Raw genomic sequence first — 14,917 nt, 5'->3', positions numbered from 1 at the left:
GCTGGGTCGACCCCGAGCTTAGAGCCTGCGGTCCCGCCAACGGATCTTTCCGCGCCCGTGCCGCCCCGGACCCTCGGCCGGGGAGAGCCGCCGCGGGGCGGGCCGGTGGGGCGGGCCCGCAGGACGGGCCCCGGGACCGGGAACGCCGCGGGGCGGGCGGATCATCGATCCGCCCGCCCCGAGGGCTACTGGTCACCGTCAGCCGGCGGCCGGGGCCTCCTCGGCCGGGGCCGCGGCCTTGCGGGTCCGCCGGCGCGGGGCCGGCTTCTCCTCGGCGGCCGGGGTCTGTGCGGCCTCGGTGGCCTCGGTGGCCGGGGTGGCCTTCTTGGCGGCGGTCTTGCGGGTGCGGGTGGCCTTCTTGACCGGGGCGGCGGGGGCCTCCTCGGCGCTGGTCCGCTCCGCGGCGGGTGCCTCGGGGGCGGTGGCCTCGGGAGCGGTGGCCGCGACCTTCTTGGCGGTCCGCTTGGCCGCCGTCTTGCGCGGCTTGGTGACGGTCTCCACCGCCTCCACCGCCTCGGCGGCCGGGGTCTGTGCGGCCTCGGTCGCCTCGGTGGCCGGGGCGGCCTTCTTGGCGGCGGTCTTGCGGGTGCGGGTGGCCTTCTTGACCGGGGCGGCGGGAGCCTCCTCGGCGCTGGTCCGCTCCGCGGCGGGTGCCTCGGGGGCGGTGGCCTCGGGAGCGGTGGCCGCGACCTTCTTGGCAGCGGTCTTCCGGGTCCGGGTGGCACGCGGCTTGGTCGCGGTGGTCTCCTCGGCCGGGGCCGGTGCCTGGGCCGGCACGACCGCCGGGGCGGCCTCGACCGCGGCCGGGGCGGGGGTCTCCACGACCGGCTGGGCCGGGGTCTCGACGGCCGGGGCCACCGCGGCCTTGGCGGCCGGGGCCAGCCCGCCGCTCGGGATCACCCGCGCGTTGCGCTCCGGACGGCTCGGAACCGTCGCCGGGGCGACCGACGTGGCCGCCGGCGCCTGGACGGCCCGCGCCACCGGGCCGCTCTCGCCCGCCGCCGCACCGCGCGGCCGGCGACGACGCCGGCGCGGTGCCGGCTCGCCCTCGACGGCGGCCGATGCCGGCGCCTGGGCCGGTGCCGCCGGCGCCTCGACCACGGGGGCCGCCTCGGCGGCCTCGGTCACCCCGGCCGAAGCACCGCCGCGGGTCCGCCGGCGCTCGCGCGGGGCGCGGGCCGGCTTCTCCTCGACCGCCGGGGCCGCGGCCTCGCCGCGCCCGCCGGACCGGCCGCCGCGCGGACGCTCGCCGCGCCCGCCGGTCCGCGGTCCGCGCCCGCCGGTCTCGCCGAGGTCCTCGACCTCCTCGGCGGCCAGCCCGGCCCGGGTGCGCTCGGAGCGGGGCAGCACGCCCTTGGTGTCCGGCGCGATCTTCAGCAGCTCGTAGAGGTGCGCGGAGGTGGAGTAGGTCTCCTCCGGGTCGTTGAAGGAGAGCTCCAGCGCCTTGTTGATCAGCTGCCAGCGCGGGACGTCGTCCCAGTCGACCAGGGTCACCGCGGTGCCCGAGGCGCCGGCCCGGCCGGTCCGGCCGATCCGGTGCAGGTAGGTCTTCTCGTCCTCGGGGCACTGGTAGTTGATGACGTGCGTCACGCCCTCGACGTCGATGCCGCGGGCCGCGACGTCGGTGCAGACCAGCACGTCCACCTTGCCGTTGCGGAAGGCCCGCAGCGCCTGCTCACGGGCGCCCTGGCCGAGGTCGCCGTGGACCGCGCCGGCCGCGAAGCCGCGGCGGGTGAGCTGGTCGGAGACGTCGGCGGCGGTCCGCTTGGTGCGGCAGAAGATCATCGCCAGCCCGCGGCCGTCGGCCTGCAGGATCCGCGAGACCAGCTCGACCTTGTCCAGCGAGTGGGCGCGGAAGATGTGCTGCTCGACGCTGGCGACGGTGGCGCCGGTGTCGTCCGGCGCGGCGGCGCGGATGTGGGTCGGCTGGTTCATGTAGCGGCGGGCGAGGCTGATCACCTGGCCCGGCATGGTGGCCGAGAAGAGCATGGACTGCCGGCGGGCGGGCAGCATGCCGAGGATCTTCTCGACGTCGGGCAGGAAGCCCAGGTCGAGCATCTCGTCGGCCTCGTCGAGGACCAGCGCGCGGACCTTCGAGAGGTCGAGCTTGCGCTGGCCGGCCAGGTCGAGCAGCCGGCCCGGGGTGCCGACCACGATGTCGACGCCCTTCTTCAGCGCCTCCACCTGCGGCTCGTAGGCACGGCCGCCGTAGACCGCGAGGACCCGGACGTTGCGGACCTTGCCGGCGGTCTGCAGGTCGTTGGTGACCTGGGTGCAGAGCTCGCGGGTGGGGACCACGATCAGCGCCTGCGGGCTCTCGGAGAGCTGCTCCTCGGTGGCCCGGCCGGCGTCCACGTCGGCCTGCACGACGACCCGCTCGATCAGCGGGAGCCCGAAGCCGAGGGTCTTGCCGGTGCCGGTCTTGGCCTGGCCGATCACGTCGTGGCCGGTCAGCGCGACCGGGAGGGTCATCTCCTGGATCGGGAAGGGGTGGATGATGCCGACCGACTCGAGCGCCTCGGCGGTCTCCGGGAGGATGCCGAGTTCGCGGAAGGTGGTCTTCGTCGGTTCAGTCGTGGTGGACAGGGTGCTGCCTCTTCCGTGTGGCGGGCCGAGACGAGAGGGCGGCGGGCAGCCGCGCGACCGGTTGGGGCCGTGGGGCCCGCTGCCGGCTGCGTGGTCGTGCACGACCGCGCCGGATCCCCGCGGCGTCCGGGCGGGCCGGCCCGGCTGGGCGGCGTCCCGTGGCGTGGGGGAGATGTCCCGTGCGGGGTTCGGCGCGGGACCGGCGCCCTGCGGCGCGGTCCGCGGCGGCCCTCGCTCGGCCACTGATGCGGTGCCTGGCTTGAGGTCCAAGCCAAGGTCGGAGCCGATCGGCTCTCCGACCGGGCATCCGCGTACGTGAGCCCGGCGGTCTCGTACCGGACTCCTCCGGACGAAACGAACCCGCGCGACTGACAAGTCGTGCGGGCACAACGGGCCTCTGTACCACTGTACAGTCAGCCGACGACTCGAACACGTGAGGCGTCGGACACGGTCCGCGGGCCGTTCACGGCTCGGTCTAGAGTGACGCTCCATGGAGACTCAAGGCGACGCCGGCCAGGTCGGCTCGATCGGTGACTGGACGACCTGCTCGGCCGACCCCCACTACCGGGCCGCCGTGCTCGACCTGCTGGGTGCGCTCGCCTACGGCGAGCTGAGCGCCTTCGAGCGGCTCGCCGACGACGCCAAGCTCGCGCCCGGGCTGGCCGACAAGGCCGCGCTGGCCCGGATGGCCTCGGCCGAGTTCCAGCACTACCAGCTGCTGCACGACCGGCTGGCCGAGATCGGCGCCGACCCGACCGAGTCGATGACCCCGTTCGTCGAGCCGCTGGAGTCCTTCCACCGGGTGACCGCGCCCTCGGACTGGCTGGAGGGCCTGGTCAAGGCCTACGTCGGCGACTCGATCGCCACCGACTTCTACCGCGAGGTGGCGGTCCGGCTGGACGACGACACCCGGGAGCTGGTGCTCTCGGTGATGAGCGACACCGGGCACGCGCAGTTCGCGGTGGACAAGGTGCGGCAGGCGATCGAGGAGGACCCGCGGGTCGGCGGGCGCCTCGCGCTCTGGGGCCGGCGGCTGATGGGCGAGGCGCTCAGCCAGGCGCAGCGGGTGGTCGCCGAGCGGGACGCGCTGTCCAACCTGCTGGTCGGCGGGGCCGAGGTGCGGGGCTTCGACCTGGTGGAGGTCGGCAAGATGTTCAACCGGATCACCGAGGCGCACACCAAGCGGATGAGCGCGCTCGGGCTGGCCTCCTAGCCTCCTCCGCGCGCTCGGCGCCGCCGGCGGCGTCTTCAGGCGGGGCGGTGCCGGCGGTGGCGGCGGGCCCGGTGCCGGCCGGCCAGGTCCGGGCGGGCCAGCACCGAGGTCAGCAGGGCGGTGCCGACCGCGGCGATCACGATCGTCCGCAGCGAGTCGGCGCCGCCCAGCGCGGCTCGCGCGACCAGGCCGCTGAGCAGGGCGGACACCAGCGCCGTCCCGACCGTCAGCTGGCGCGACATCGGGAAGTGGCCGGGCCACAGCAGCACGGCGCCGAACCCGGCCAGCAGGCCGATCAGCGTGAACGCGATCGCTTCGACGGGCAAGGGCACGGCCGACCTCCCGAGATGGTCCAGGTGCTTGCTGTGAGCACCTCCATACCCGGGGCGATCGCGTTCTACGCCTGCCGGTCCGACGCCTGCCGGTCCGACCTCTGCCGGCCGACGCCGTCGGCCGACACGACGCTGCCCGCCGCCCCCGACGGGGACGGCGGGCAGTGCCCGGGCCGGTTCAGATGGTGCCGAAACCGACCTTGCGCGCGGCCTGCTCGCCGATCTCGACGTACGCCAGGCGCTCGGCCGGGACGATGATGCGGCGGCCGTGCTCGTCGGTCAGCGAGAACAGCTTCGAGGTGCCGTCCACCGCCTTGGCGATGGCGTTCTCGATCTCATCGGCAGTCTGCGGGCTCTCGATCACGATCTCGCGGGGCGCGTTCTGCACGCCGATCTTGACCTCCACGGCTTCCGTCCCTCCGGGGTTGCAGCCATCCACGCGCGGTTGCCGCCCCCGATCGAACACCGGTGCGCGGCAGCGCGCCGTACGGCTTCACCTTAGAGCAACGACGCGTGAGCGGGGCGGATCAGTCCGCGGCGGGCGACTGGCCCGCGGCCGGGCCGTGCTCGCCGGGGTGCATCGGGAATCCCTTGAGACCGCGCCAGGCGAGGCTGGCGACCAGCCGGACCGCCTCCTCGCGGGGGATCTCGCCGCCCTGGGAGAGCCAGTACCGGGCGGTGATCTGGGCCAGCCCGCAGACGCCGGCGGCGAGCAGCTTGGCCTCCGCCTCGGGCAGGTCGGTGTCCTCCGCGATCACCTTGCTGACCAGGGTGGCGCTGAGGTCGGCGGCCCGCTCCACCCGCTCGCGCACGGCCGGCTCGTTGGTCAGGTCGGACTCGAAGACCAGCCGGAACGCGCCGGACTCGCTGGCGACGTAGTGGAAGTACGCCTCCATGGTCGCGGCGACCCGCTGCTTGTTGTCGGTGGTGGCGTCCAGCGCCGCCCGGGTGGACTCGACCAGGGCGTCGCAGTGCTTGTCCAGCAGCGCGAGGTAGAGCTCCAACTTCCCCGGGAAGTGCTGGTACAGCACCGGCTTGCTGACTCCGGCCCGCTCGGCGATGTCGTCCATCGCGGCGGCGTGGTAGCCCTGGGCGACGAACACCTCCTGCGCCGCTCCGAGCAGCTGCTCCCGGCGGGCGCTACGCGGCAGGCGGGCACCGCGCGGGCGGTCCTGGGCCTCCTGGATGGCCGTCACGGCGCTCCTCATTTCACGGTCGACTGCACGTGCCCGGCCGGCGTTCCGGCCGGTGTGCCGCGGGTGGGTCGTGCTGGGCTGGTCGGGGGCTGATTCTACGTTTCGGTAACCCGGGCCGCCCCCGGTCGGACCGGGGGAAAGCGCAGCTCTCGGATTGTCGGGTGCCCACAATACGGCGCGCGACCGGGTCCTTGACCAGAGTCTCACTACCATCATCTCCCATGAGCACTGAGCAGCAGGGGCGGTCGGGGTCGGGCCAGCAGTCGCCGCGGCGGGTGGCCGACGGGCCCGGCCCGCGCCCGCCGGCCGGCCGCGACGGGCTCTGGGAGACCCGCACCGTCGAGGTGCCGGGCGCCGTCCTGTCGGTCACCGGGCCGACCGCGGACGCCTCCGCCGGACTGCCCGAGGCGCTCTTCGTGCACGGCCTGGGCGGCTCGGCGGAGAACTGGACCGAGCTGATGGTCGAGCTGGACGGGGTGGTCCGCGGCGAGGCGCTGGACCTGCCCGGTTTCGGCTGGTCGGCCCCGCCGCTGGACGGCAACCTCTCGGTCTCCGGGCACGTCCGTGCGGTGATCGGCTACCTGGAGGCGACCGGTCGCGGCCCGGTCCACCTGTTCGGCAACTCGCTGGGCGGCGCGGTCGCGGTGCGGCTCGCCGCGCTCCGGCCGGACCTGGTCTCCAGCCTGGTGCTGGTCTCCCCGGCGCTGCCCGAGCTGCCGCCGCAGCGCACCGCGCTGCCCACCGGGCTGCTGGCGGTGCCCGGGGTGCCCCGGCTGCTGCAGCGGGTGCCGGCCGGCGGGCGCAGCGTCGAGCAGGCCACCGACGGGCTGCTCGACCTGGTGTACGGCAACGCCCGGGCGATCCCGCCCGAGCGGCGGGAGTCGGCGGTGGCCGAGTACCGGCGGCGGATGGCGTTGCCGTACGCGCTGCAGGTGCTGGTCGGCTCGGCCCGCGGGATCGTCTCGGCCTACACCGAGCGCGGCGACCAGGCGCTCTGGCGGCAGGCCGAGCGCGTCGAGGTGCCGGTGCTGCTGGTGTACGGGCTGCGCGACAAGTTGGTCTCGTACCGCTCGGCGGCCAGGGCCTGCGCGGCCTTCCGGGACGCCCGGCTGCTGGTGCTGCCGGAGTCCGGGCACGTGGCGATGATGGAGCACCCGGAGCAGGTGGCGCGCTCGGCCCGGGAGTTCCTGTGCGAGGTGCTCGCCGCGGCGGAATGACGGGGGCGGGCTGACCGAACGTCCGGCGCGGCCCGAGGTTACGGCCTTTCACTCGTTCAGGTGGCGGCCGGGCCCTGGGGCGCTGGGCGGCGGGCGTTCGGGCCTACCGTCGTGATGTCGGACCGAACAGGTGTGGGGGCGCGGCCGCCGGCGGGCCGGGCGGGCTTCGGGGGTGTGGTCGAGGGAGGCCGGCGGCGTCCGGCCGGGGGCGGCCGGGCGGCGGTGCGTGGGGGCGCCGGGCAGCCGGGCCGCGGGCAGTGCCGAGGGCCTGACCGGGCCGTTCCGCATGGTCCGCCTGGATTTCCGTCCGCATCAGCCCGTCCATCGGGTTCCGTACCGTTCTGCCTCTGGAGGTCGTCGTGCGCATCGCCCTGCTCACCGAGAGCACCCAGTCCGCCGCGCGGCGTGGCGGCTCCGGGTGGTGCGGCCGGCTCGCGGCGGGTCTGCCGGAGCACGAGTTCGACCGCTACCTGCTGCTCCCGAAGCCGGTGTCCGCGGAGCCGGGCGGGGCGTCGCCGGGGGTGCGCGCCTTCGCGCTGGGCGGTCCGCGGCCGAGCGGCCGGCTGCCGGGCGCGGTCCGCCGGCGGCAGTACGCCCGGGCCTACCGCGAGCTGGTCGCGGCGCTGGTGCTGCCGCGCGAGCGGGCCTCGTTCGGGCCCGGGCTGTACCGGCTGGCCGAGCTGGCGGCGGACGGCGCGCTGCCCGCCTTCCTGGCCTCCGGCCAGGCCCACGCCGCGTTGGAGGAGCTCTGGCGCTCGCCGGGCGCCGACACCGCGGCCGGGCAGCCGTTGCTCCGGGACGTCCTGGTCGCCGGCGACCTGCTGGAGCAGTGCCTGCGTCCGCTGGCCGCGCCCTGGTACGGCGACGGGCCGGGCGGGCTGGGCGGGGCCGATCTCTGCCACGTGGTCGGCGGCGGTCCGGCGGCGCTGCCCGCACTGGTCGCGAAGGAGCGGTACGGCATGCCGTTCCTGCTCACCGAGCACGGCTCGCACCTGCGCGAGCAGTACCTGGGCCACCGGCTGGGGGCGGGCTCCTCCGTACCGGTCCGGACGTTGCTGCTCGGCTACGCCCGGCTGCTCGCCGCCGAGACCTACCGGCAGGCCGCGGTGCTCACCTCGGGCAGCGCCTTCGACCGCGAGTGGCAGCTGCGCGGTGGCGCCGTGCCGGAGCGGAGCCGGGTGGTGCGCCGCGGCCTGCCGGCGGTCTCCAGACCCGCGGCCGGCCCGGAGCCGGACCGGCCGACCCTGGTCTGGGTCGGTGACCTCGCGCCGGGCACCGACCCGGAGCTGATGCTGCACGCCTTCGCCCGGGTGCGGGCCGAGCTGCCCGGGACGCGCCTGCGGATGTACGGCGGCGAGGGGCGGCCCGGGTACCGCGCGCACTGCCGCTCCGTGGCCGCCCGGCTCGGGTTGGGCGGCGGCCCGGAGCCCGCGGTCCGCTTCGAGGACCGCCCCGAGCGGCTCGCCGAGGCCTGGGCGGCCGGCACCGTCCTGGTCCGCACCGACCGTGCGCCGCACGGGCCGCGGTTACTGGCCGACGCGATGCTCAGCGGCCGGGCGCTGGTGGCCACCGAGGTCGGGCTGGCCCGCGAGGTGGTCGGCCCTGGCGGCCTGCTGGTGCCGCCGGGCGAGCCGGAGGCGCTGGCGCTGGCCTGCCGGGCGCTGCTGGCCGACCAGGAGCGCCGGGCCCGGCTCGGGCTGGCCGGCCGGCTGCGCGCGCAGGAGCTGTTCGCGCCGGAGTCGGAGGCGGCCGCGTTCCGTGAGGTCTATCTGGAGCTGGTCGCGCACTGGCCGGCCTTCCCGGCCGGCGGGTGGCGGGCGGGCGCGCCGCCCCGGCCGTTCGCCCGGCCCGCCGAGTTCTGGGTGGCGGGGTCGGTCGCCAGCGACGCGCCGCTGGCGGAGGCGCGCTGATGTCCGGTGATCCGGTGCGGGAGCTGATGGTGGCGCACCGCGCGCTCTGCGAGCGGGCCAGCCATCCGCTGGAGATCGCGGCAGGGCTGGAGGAGGCCGGGATCGGCGCCGCCGCGGTCGGGCGGTACCGGCACGGTGACGTCTTCTCACTGGCCGAGGAGCTGTTCGCCCGGGTGCCGCGGAACCCCGGCGAGCCGGGCGGTCGGCCGTCGCCCGATCCCGCGCCGCCGGTCGACCGGGCCGGCCGGGACGTCGGGTACCGGCTCGGTACCGCGGCCGCGCTGCTCGGCCTGCTGCTGCTCCCACTGGCCGCCCGGCCCTCGGCCCGGGCCGGCGCGCTGGCGCTGGCGGCGCTGCTCGCGCTCCCGGCGGCCGGCGGGGCGGCCCGCTGGGCCCGGCACGCCGGCCGGGCGCAGCTGGACTCGGCCCGGTCGATCGCCGAGTTCCGGGCCCGGATGCGGCCGGTGCTGCCGGTCGCGCTGGCGTTCCAGCTGGTGGCCCTGGCGCTGACCGGGTTCGTCGCGCTGGGCGTGCAGACGGCGCTGGACCCGCCGCCCGGCGCCCTGCTCCCCGCCGTGCTGCGGCGGGCCGGGGTGCTGCCGTGGGCCGGGCTGGGCACGCTCGGGCTGTTGATCGGGTCGACGGCGGTGCTGCGCCGGTGCGGGCGGCCGGCCGCCGCGCTGGCCGGGCCGCTGGTGGCCGACGGGCTCGCCGCCGTGCTGTTGGCGCTGCGCGCGCTCGGCCTGCTGCCCGGCCGGGTGCTGCCGCCGGCCGCGCTGCCGGCCGTCGCGGCCGGGGCGGCGGCCGTGCTGCTGCTGCCGCGCGCCTGGACCGCGCTCGGCCGGCCCGGCAGCCACCGCTGAGTTTCTCCCCCGTTCCGTTCGCTGTTCTCGTGGAAGGACACCCCCGATGAGGGTGCTGCTGCTGGGTGCCGACGGCTATCTCGGCCGCCGGGTCGCCGACCGTCTGCTGCTGGACCGGGATCTCCAGGTCACCGTCCTCGGCCGGCGTGACTCGGCCGACATCCGGTTCGACCTGTCGGCCGGGAGCCCGGGCGCGCTGGCCCGGTTCCTGGACGCGGTGGCGCCGCAGGTGGTGATCAACTGCGCCGGCGCGACCTACGGCACGCCGCGGACCCTGGTGCGGGCCAACACCACCGCGGTGGCCACGGTCTGCGAGGCGATCCGGCGCAGCCGGGAGCCGGCCCGGCTGGTGCACCTGGGGTCGGCGGCCGAGTACGGGCCGGTGCCGGCCGGCGCGCCGATCGCGGAGACCGCGGAGCCGCGGCCGGTCGGCCCGTACGGGGTCTCCAAGCTGGCCGGCACCGAGCTGGTGCTGGCCTCCGGGCTGGACGCCGCGGTGCTGCGGGTCTTCGACGTGGTCGGCCCGGGCGCGCCGGCCGCCTCGCTCTTCGGGCGGCTGGCCGAGGGGCTGCGCCGGGCGCTGGAGCAGCAGGAGGCGCAGGTCCGGATGCCGGACCTGTCCGCCTACCGGGACTTCGTGGACGTCCGGGACGTCGCGCAGGCGGTCCGGGCGGCGGCGGTCTCGGCGGCCACCGGCGTGATCAACATCGGCAGCGGGCACTCGGTCCGGGCCCGCGAGGCGGCGTACCTGCTGGTCCGGGCGTCCGGCTTCGAGGGGGTGCTGACCGAGGAGCCGCGGACGGTGGTGGTACCCGTGCAGTCGGCCGGCGAGCCCGGGGAGCCGCGTGGCGCGGAGGCCAGGCCGCTGGGCGAGCCGGTGCCCTGGCGGCAGGCCGACGTGCGGACCGCGCGCGAGCGGCTCGGCTGGCGGGCGCACACCCCGCTGGAGGAGTCGCTGGGCGACGTCTGGCTGGAGACCGCCTGCCGGGTCTGAGACGGCCGTGCCCGGTCGGGGTGGAACGCCGCGCAGGTCCCACGATCCGGCGCGGCGTGTCTCGCCTGGCGGACGCGCTGTCTCGGAATAGCGGGGCGGCGTGACACTGTTGGCGTAGTCACCATCGAAATGACGACCATCGGAGTCCCCGTGTCGCTGCCACCCCTGGTCGAGCCGGCTGCCGAGCTCACCGTCGACGAGGTCCGCCGGTACTCCCGCCACCTGATCATTCCGGACGTCGGGATGGCCGGGCAGAAGCGGCTGAAGAACGCCAAGGTGCTCTGCGTGGGCGCCGGCGGCCTCGGTTCGCCGGCCCTGATGTACCTGGCCGCGGCGGGTGTGGGCACGCTCGGCATCGTCGAGTTCGACACCGTGGACGAGTCCAACCTGCAGCGGCAGATCATCCACGGCCAGTCCGACGTGGGCCGCTCCAAGGCCGAGTCCGCCCGTGACTCGGTCAAGGAGATCAACCCCTACGTCGACGTGATCCTGCACGAGGACCGGCTCGACAACTCCAACGTCATGGAGATCTTCGCCGGCTACGACCTGATCGTGGACGGCACCGACAACTTCGCCACCCGCTACCTGGTGAACGACGCCGCGGTGCTGCTCGGCAAGCCGTACGTCTGGGGCTCGATCTACCGCTTCGACGGCCAGGCCAGCGTCTTCTGGGCCGAGCACGGCCCGTGCTACCGCTGCCTCTACCCGGAGGCCCCGCCGCCGGGCATGGTGCCGTCCTGCGCCGAGGGCGGCGTGCTGGGCGTGCTCTGCGCCTCGATCGGCTCGATCCAGGTCACCGAGGCGATCAAGCTGCTGGCCGGGGTCGGCGAGCCGCTGGTCGGCCGGCTGATGATCTACGACGCGCTGGAGATGAACTACCGCCAGGTCAAGGTCCGCAAGGATCCGAACTGCGCGCTCTGCGGCGAGAACCCGACGGTCACCGAGCTGATCGACTACGAGGCGTTCTGCGGCGTGATCTCGGAGGAGGCCCAGGAGGCCGCCTTCGGCTCGACGATCACCCCGAAGCAGCTCAAGGAGATGCAGGACAACAAGGAGGACATCCTCCTGGTCGACGTCCGTGAGCCCAACGAGTACGAGATCGTCAACATCCCGGGCGCCGTGCTGATCCCGAAGAACGAGTTCCTGATGGGCGACGCGCTGGAGCGGATGCCGCAGGACAAGAAGATCGTGCTGCACTGCAAGACCGGGGTCCGCTCGGCCGAGGTGCTGGCCGTGCTGAAGTCCGCGGGCTTCGCCGACGCGGTGCACGTGGGCGGCGGCGTGATCGGCTGGGTCAACCAGATCGAGCCGGAGAAGCCGGTCTACTAGGCGGCGTGACGCGTACGGCGGGCCGGTCCCCCCGGGGGCCGGCCCGCCGTCGTGCTCACAGCGCGTCCTTGCGCTGCAGGTAGGTGTAGGCGAGCCAGCCGGGCAGCACCGGGAGCCAGAAGGTGAGCGCCCGGAACAGGAAGACCGCCGAGGTCGCGGTGGCCGCCGGCAGGCCCCCCAGGCCCAGCGCGGTGATCAGGGCCAGCTCGACCGGGCCGATGCCGCCCGGGGTGGGCACCGCCGACCCGGCCGCGTTGGCGGTCAGGAAGATCACCGCGATCGCCGCGTAGCTCATCGAGCCGCCGAAGGCGTGCACCGAGGCGTCCAGGCAGGCGGTGAACGCCAGGGTCAGCAGCACGATGCCGCCGAAGCCGGTGATCAGCTTGCTGGGCGTCTGCATCAGGTCGAGCATCCGCGGCACCACGCCGAAGAAGAGCGAGCGCAGCCGGGTCACCACGAACCGGCGCAGCGGCGAGACCGCGGCCACCACCAGGGCGAGCACCGCGGCGGTCAGCACCCCGATGATCACCGCCCGCTGGCTGCCCAGGTCCCCGTTGCCCTGGGTGCCGGTGACCAGGCCGAAGGCGAAGAGCAGCAGCAGGTGGCCGCCGAGCCCGGCCAGCTGCGAGGCGCCGACGCTGGCCACCGCCTGGCCGGGCCGGACGCCGGCCTTCTGCAGGTAGCGGGTGTTCAGCGCGATGCCGCCGATCGCGGCGGGCGCCACCAGCTTGACGAACGAGCCGGCCAGCTGGGCGGCGACCGTCCGCCGGAACGGCAGCCGCTCCGGCACGAACCCGGTCAGGCTCATCGCCGCCGCGCCGTAGCTGGCCGCGGCGGCGGCTGCGGCGACCGCGGTCCAGGCCCAGTTCATGTGCGAGAGCTTCAGCTGGCCCGGCTGGATGGTGGTCACCGCCAGGTAGGCGGCGAAGGCCAGCGCGATCAGCATGATCAGGCTCTTCGGCTTCAGCCGCTCCAGCTTGACGGGGGCCAGCGGTGCCTCGGGGACGACCGCCAGGATCTCCTGGCGGATCCGGCTGAGCAGGTCCTCGCCGGCGGCGGCGATGTCCTCCTCGGCCTGCTCGCGGGTCCGTACGCCGGCCGCCACCTGCTCCAGCGCCAGCGCCTGCGCGGCGGCCTTGCGCTCCTTGGCGAGCCGGTCCAGGTCGGCGCGGGTCTGCCGGCTCATGCCGACCGGCTGCAGCAGCGGCAGCGAGGCGGCGACCCGCTCCGGGCCGAGCACCCGGTTGGCGACCGCCACCGCCCGCTGCGGGCCGACCCGCAGCGCGAAGGTGGTGAGCAGCTGGGCGACGTCGATCCGCAGGGTCAGCTCGCCGGCCGCGATGTCCCCGCCGGAGAGGTTGACCAGGGCGCCCAGCCGGTCGTCCACCACCAGCAGCGACTCGCCGGTCAGCCGCCGGTGGGCGATCCGGCGCTGGTGCAGGGCGGCGACCGACTCCCAGAACGAGACCATCACGTCGTCGGTGATCTGCTCGTCGGTCAGCTCGTCGAGGGCGTGGCCCTCGACCTTCTCGTACACCAGGATCGCGGCGTCCGGGCCCAGCTCGGAGGTGGCCACCAGTTGCGGTGCCTGAGCTCCGGCGGCGGCCGCCGCGTAGGCGATCAGCGCTTCCTGTTCGAGCGCCTGGCGCAGTGACTGCGGGCTGCGCCGGACCGCCACCGAGCGCAGCCGCAGCCGGCGCCAGAGGCGGTAGAAGAAGCCGGAGGCCTGCTGCTCGCGGTCGATGATGTGGACGTCGAGCGGTGGGCCGTTCTGCTGGTTGACGTAGTAGCGGCGGGTGCCGCCGGGGGCGTCCGGGGCGCGGTGGGCGTCGGCCGGGGTGAAGCCGACCCGGCGCAGGCCGAGCATCAGGTGCTGGCCGGTCGGGCGGATGTTCGGCGAGCCGATCGCGTAGAGCGTTCCGTACGCCACCGACCAGCCGATCAGCACGGTGAGCAGCAGTGACAGCACGGTGGTGTAGCCGCTGATCAGCTCGGTGGCGCCGCTGAGCACCACCACCGTCCACAACGCCACCCGCCAGCGCGGTCGGCTGACCATGCCGACCGCGGTCATGTAGGCGATCACCGGCGCCAGGTAGCCGTGCACCGGGTCGGTCAGCGGGCCGGCGCTGTTGTTGGCGAGCCTGGTCAGCGCGGAGCGGACGGCCGGCGAGGCGCCCTCGGCCACCCACCAGTCGACGGCCAGCGACACGCCGTACGCGAGGACCGAGGCGAGCACGCCGTCGGCCACCCGCAGGCCGTCGCGCTTGATCAGCCGTTCGACCGCGAAGGCGACCGGGACGGCCAGCACCGCCACGCTGGAGACCAGGCTGCCGACGGTGCTCAGCCAGGCCGGGATGTACGCGGCGTTGGTCTTGATGTCCAGCTCGATGCCGCTGGTGGTGGAGGTGGCGATGCCGGCGATCACGAAGAGCGCGGCGATGCCGAACACTCCGGCCAGGAAGCGGATCAGGTCGGACGGGCGGTGCGCGCGAGCGGCCAGCAGCGGCTCGTCGATCGCCAGGTGGTCCGCGTCCACCGACGGCTCGGGCCGCGGCTCCGGCCGGGGCTCGGGCGCGGGCTGGGCCGCGGGCTCGGGTCGGGGCTCCGCGGCGGCGGAGGGCGTGGCCGGGTGCGGCACCGGTGGTCGGGGCCGCTTGACCAGCGAGACGACCGGGCGCTCGGAGGCGGGTACCTCGGCGCCGGACTCGTCGGAGCCCTCGCCGTGCGCCACGTCAACCGTCCCGGTCATCTGGTCTTGTCCTCGTATCACCACTCACCGCCTCGAAGATGGTGGCATGCCGAGCCGCCGCCCGCTGGACAGGGGCCGAACCGGGCACGACAAATTCCTCCCGGGGGAACCGGCGCCTCCCCAGGATGGGGAAGAATGCCCGGATGACGGACAACAGCACGGATGACGGCCCGGCCGCGGGCCCCACCGCCTTCGCCGAGCTGGTGCTCGACCTGGTCGACCGTATCCCGCCGGGGCGGGTGATGACGTACGGGGACGTCGCCGAGTACCTGGAGCAGGGCGGGCCACGGCAGGTCGGCCGGGTGATGGCGCTCTACGGTGGCGCGGTGCCGTGGTGGCGGGTGGTGCGCGCGGACGGCGCCCTGCTGCCCGGCCACGAGCACCGGGCGCTGGCCGAGTACCGCGCCGAGGGCACGCCGCTGCGGACCGCCGGCCGGGCGGCCGAGAGCGCGCCGCGGCTCGACCTGCGGCGGGCGCGCTGGGACGGACGGTAGTTCGGACACAGCTCCATCCTGCGCCTCCGCGTCC

Annotated in this window: 12 protein-coding genes; 7 read left to right on the top strand and 5 right to left on the bottom strand. The window is 75.4% G+C overall.

Annotated features, from left to right (window positions below; translation table 11 throughout):
* Positions 1 to 198: 198 nt before the first annotated feature.
* Positions 199 to 2,688, bottom strand: coding sequence for a DEAD/DEAH box helicase (locus tag ACIGXM_RS07335; RefSeq protein WP_396557798.1), 2,490 nt, complete (start codon positions 2,686 to 2,688; stop codon positions 199 to 201).
* 388 nt (positions 2,689 to 3,076) lie between these two features.
* Between ACIGXM_RS07335 and ACIGXM_RS07330 the strand changes: the two genes are divergently transcribed.
* Positions 3,077 to 3,799 (top strand): ferritin-like fold-containing protein, encoded by a 723-nt coding sequence (locus tag ACIGXM_RS07330; protein ID WP_396557796.1) that lies wholly within the window; start codon positions 3,077 to 3,079, stop codon positions 3,797 to 3,799.
* Between the two features lie 35 nt (positions 3,800 to 3,834).
* Here the strand turns inward: ACIGXM_RS07330 and ACIGXM_RS07325 are convergent, their stop codons facing one another.
* The 3 genes from ACIGXM_RS07325 to ACIGXM_RS07315 form a co-directional block, all read right to left on the bottom strand.
* The gene (locus tag ACIGXM_RS07325; RefSeq protein WP_396557794.1) at positions 3,835 to 4,131 is read right to left on the bottom strand and encodes a hypothetical protein; all 297 of its coding nucleotides are present in this window, start codon (positions 4,129 to 4,131) and stop codon (positions 3,835 to 3,837) included.
* 178 nt (positions 4,132 to 4,309) lie between these two features.
* Positions 4,310 to 4,537 carry a DUF3107 domain-containing protein gene (locus ACIGXM_RS07320; RefSeq protein ID WP_396557792.1) on the bottom strand — a complete coding sequence of 76 codons (228 nt, stop codon included), beginning with the start codon at positions 4,535 to 4,537 and terminating at the stop codon, positions 4,310 to 4,312.
* Positions 4,538 to 4,658: 121 nt separating this feature from the next.
* Positions 4,659 to 5,327, bottom strand: coding sequence for a TetR/AcrR family transcriptional regulator (locus tag ACIGXM_RS07315; protein ID WP_396557790.1), 669 nt, complete (start codon positions 5,325 to 5,327; stop codon positions 4,659 to 4,661).
* A 221-nt stretch (positions 5,328 to 5,548) separates the two neighbouring features.
* Here ACIGXM_RS07315 and ACIGXM_RS07310 point away from each other — a divergent pair, with 221 nt between their 5' ends.
* The 5 genes from ACIGXM_RS07310 to moeZ all read left to right on the top strand — a co-directional run bounded on the left by ACIGXM_RS07310 (position 5,549) and on the right by moeZ (position 11,640).
* Positions 5,549 to 6,544, top strand: coding sequence for an alpha/beta fold hydrolase (locus ACIGXM_RS07310; RefSeq protein WP_396557788.1), 996 nt, complete (start codon positions 5,549 to 5,551; stop codon positions 6,542 to 6,544).
* 359 nt (positions 6,545 to 6,903) lie between these two features.
* Complete coding sequence (locus tag ACIGXM_RS07305; protein WP_396557786.1) at positions 6,904 to 8,454, top strand: DUF3492 domain-containing protein; 1,551 nt, start codon at positions 6,904 to 6,906, stop codon at positions 8,452 to 8,454.
* A complete protein-coding gene (locus ACIGXM_RS07300; protein ID WP_396557784.1) occupies positions 8,454 to 9,317 on the top strand; it encodes a hypothetical protein in 864 nt (287 codons plus the stop codon). Before ACIGXM_RS07305 ends, ACIGXM_RS07300 begins: the two co-directional genes overlap by 1 nt.
* A 46-nt stretch (positions 9,318 to 9,363) precedes the next feature.
* Positions 9,364 to 10,311 (top strand): NAD-dependent epimerase/dehydratase family protein, encoded by a 948-nt coding sequence (locus ACIGXM_RS07295; RefSeq protein WP_396557782.1) that lies wholly within the window; start codon positions 9,364 to 9,366, stop codon positions 10,309 to 10,311.
* A 150-nt stretch (positions 10,312 to 10,461) separates the two neighbouring features.
* Entirely contained in the window at positions 10,462 to 11,640 is a 1,179-nt protein-coding gene (gene moeZ, locus ACIGXM_RS07290) for an adenylyltransferase/sulfurtransferase MoeZ (RefSeq protein WP_396558355.1), read from the top strand.
* 55 nt (positions 11,641 to 11,695) lie between these two features.
* Here the strand turns inward: moeZ and ACIGXM_RS07285 are convergent, their stop codons facing one another.
* Positions 11,696 to 14,389 carry a lysylphosphatidylglycerol synthase domain-containing protein gene (locus ACIGXM_RS07285; protein WP_396557780.1) on the bottom strand — a complete coding sequence of 898 codons (2,694 nt, stop codon included), beginning with the start codon at positions 14,387 to 14,389 and terminating at the stop codon, positions 11,696 to 11,698.
* Positions 14,390 to 14,532: 143 nt separating this feature from the next.
* On the opposite strand from ACIGXM_RS07285, the gene ACIGXM_RS07280 reads away from it, so the two are divergent.
* Positions 14,533 to 14,883 carry an MGMT family protein gene (locus ACIGXM_RS07280; RefSeq protein WP_396557778.1) on the top strand — a complete coding sequence of 117 codons (351 nt, stop codon included), beginning with the start codon at positions 14,533 to 14,535 and terminating at the stop codon, positions 14,881 to 14,883.
* The last annotated feature ends 34 nt before the right edge of the window (positions 14,884 to 14,917 follow it).

The sequence above is a fragment of the Kitasatospora sp. NPDC052896 genome, from assembly GCF_044547075.1.
Taxonomy (GTDB): Bacteria; Actinomycetota; Actinomycetes; order Streptomycetales; family Streptomycetaceae; genus Kitasatospora.
This window is presented reverse-complemented; position numbering and strand designations above follow the sequence as displayed.

Bases quoted from the DNA above. Each gene is read 5' to 3' on its own strand.
- ACIGXM_RS07295 (WP_396557782.1), top strand. From the start codon at position 9,364: ATGAGGGTGCTGCTGCTGGGTGCCGACGGCTATCTCGGCCGCCGGGTC.
- ACIGXM_RS07285 (WP_396557780.1), bottom strand. From the start codon at position 14,389: ATGACCGGGACGGTTGACGTGGCGCACGGCGAGGGCTCCGACGAGTCC.
- ACIGXM_RS07330 (WP_396557796.1), top strand. From the start codon at position 3,077: ATGGAGACTCAAGGCGACGCCGGCCAGGTCGGCTCGATCGGTGACTGG.
- ACIGXM_RS07310 (WP_396557788.1), top strand. From the start codon at position 5,549: ATGAGCACTGAGCAGCAGGGGCGGTCGGGGTCGGGCCAGCAGTCGCCG.
- ACIGXM_RS07280 (WP_396557778.1), top strand. From the start codon at position 14,533: ATGACGGACAACAGCACGGATGACGGCCCGGCCGCGGGCCCCACCGCC.
- ACIGXM_RS07300 (WP_396557784.1), top strand. From the start codon at position 8,454: ATGTCCGGTGATCCGGTGCGGGAGCTGATGGTGGCGCACCGCGCGCTC.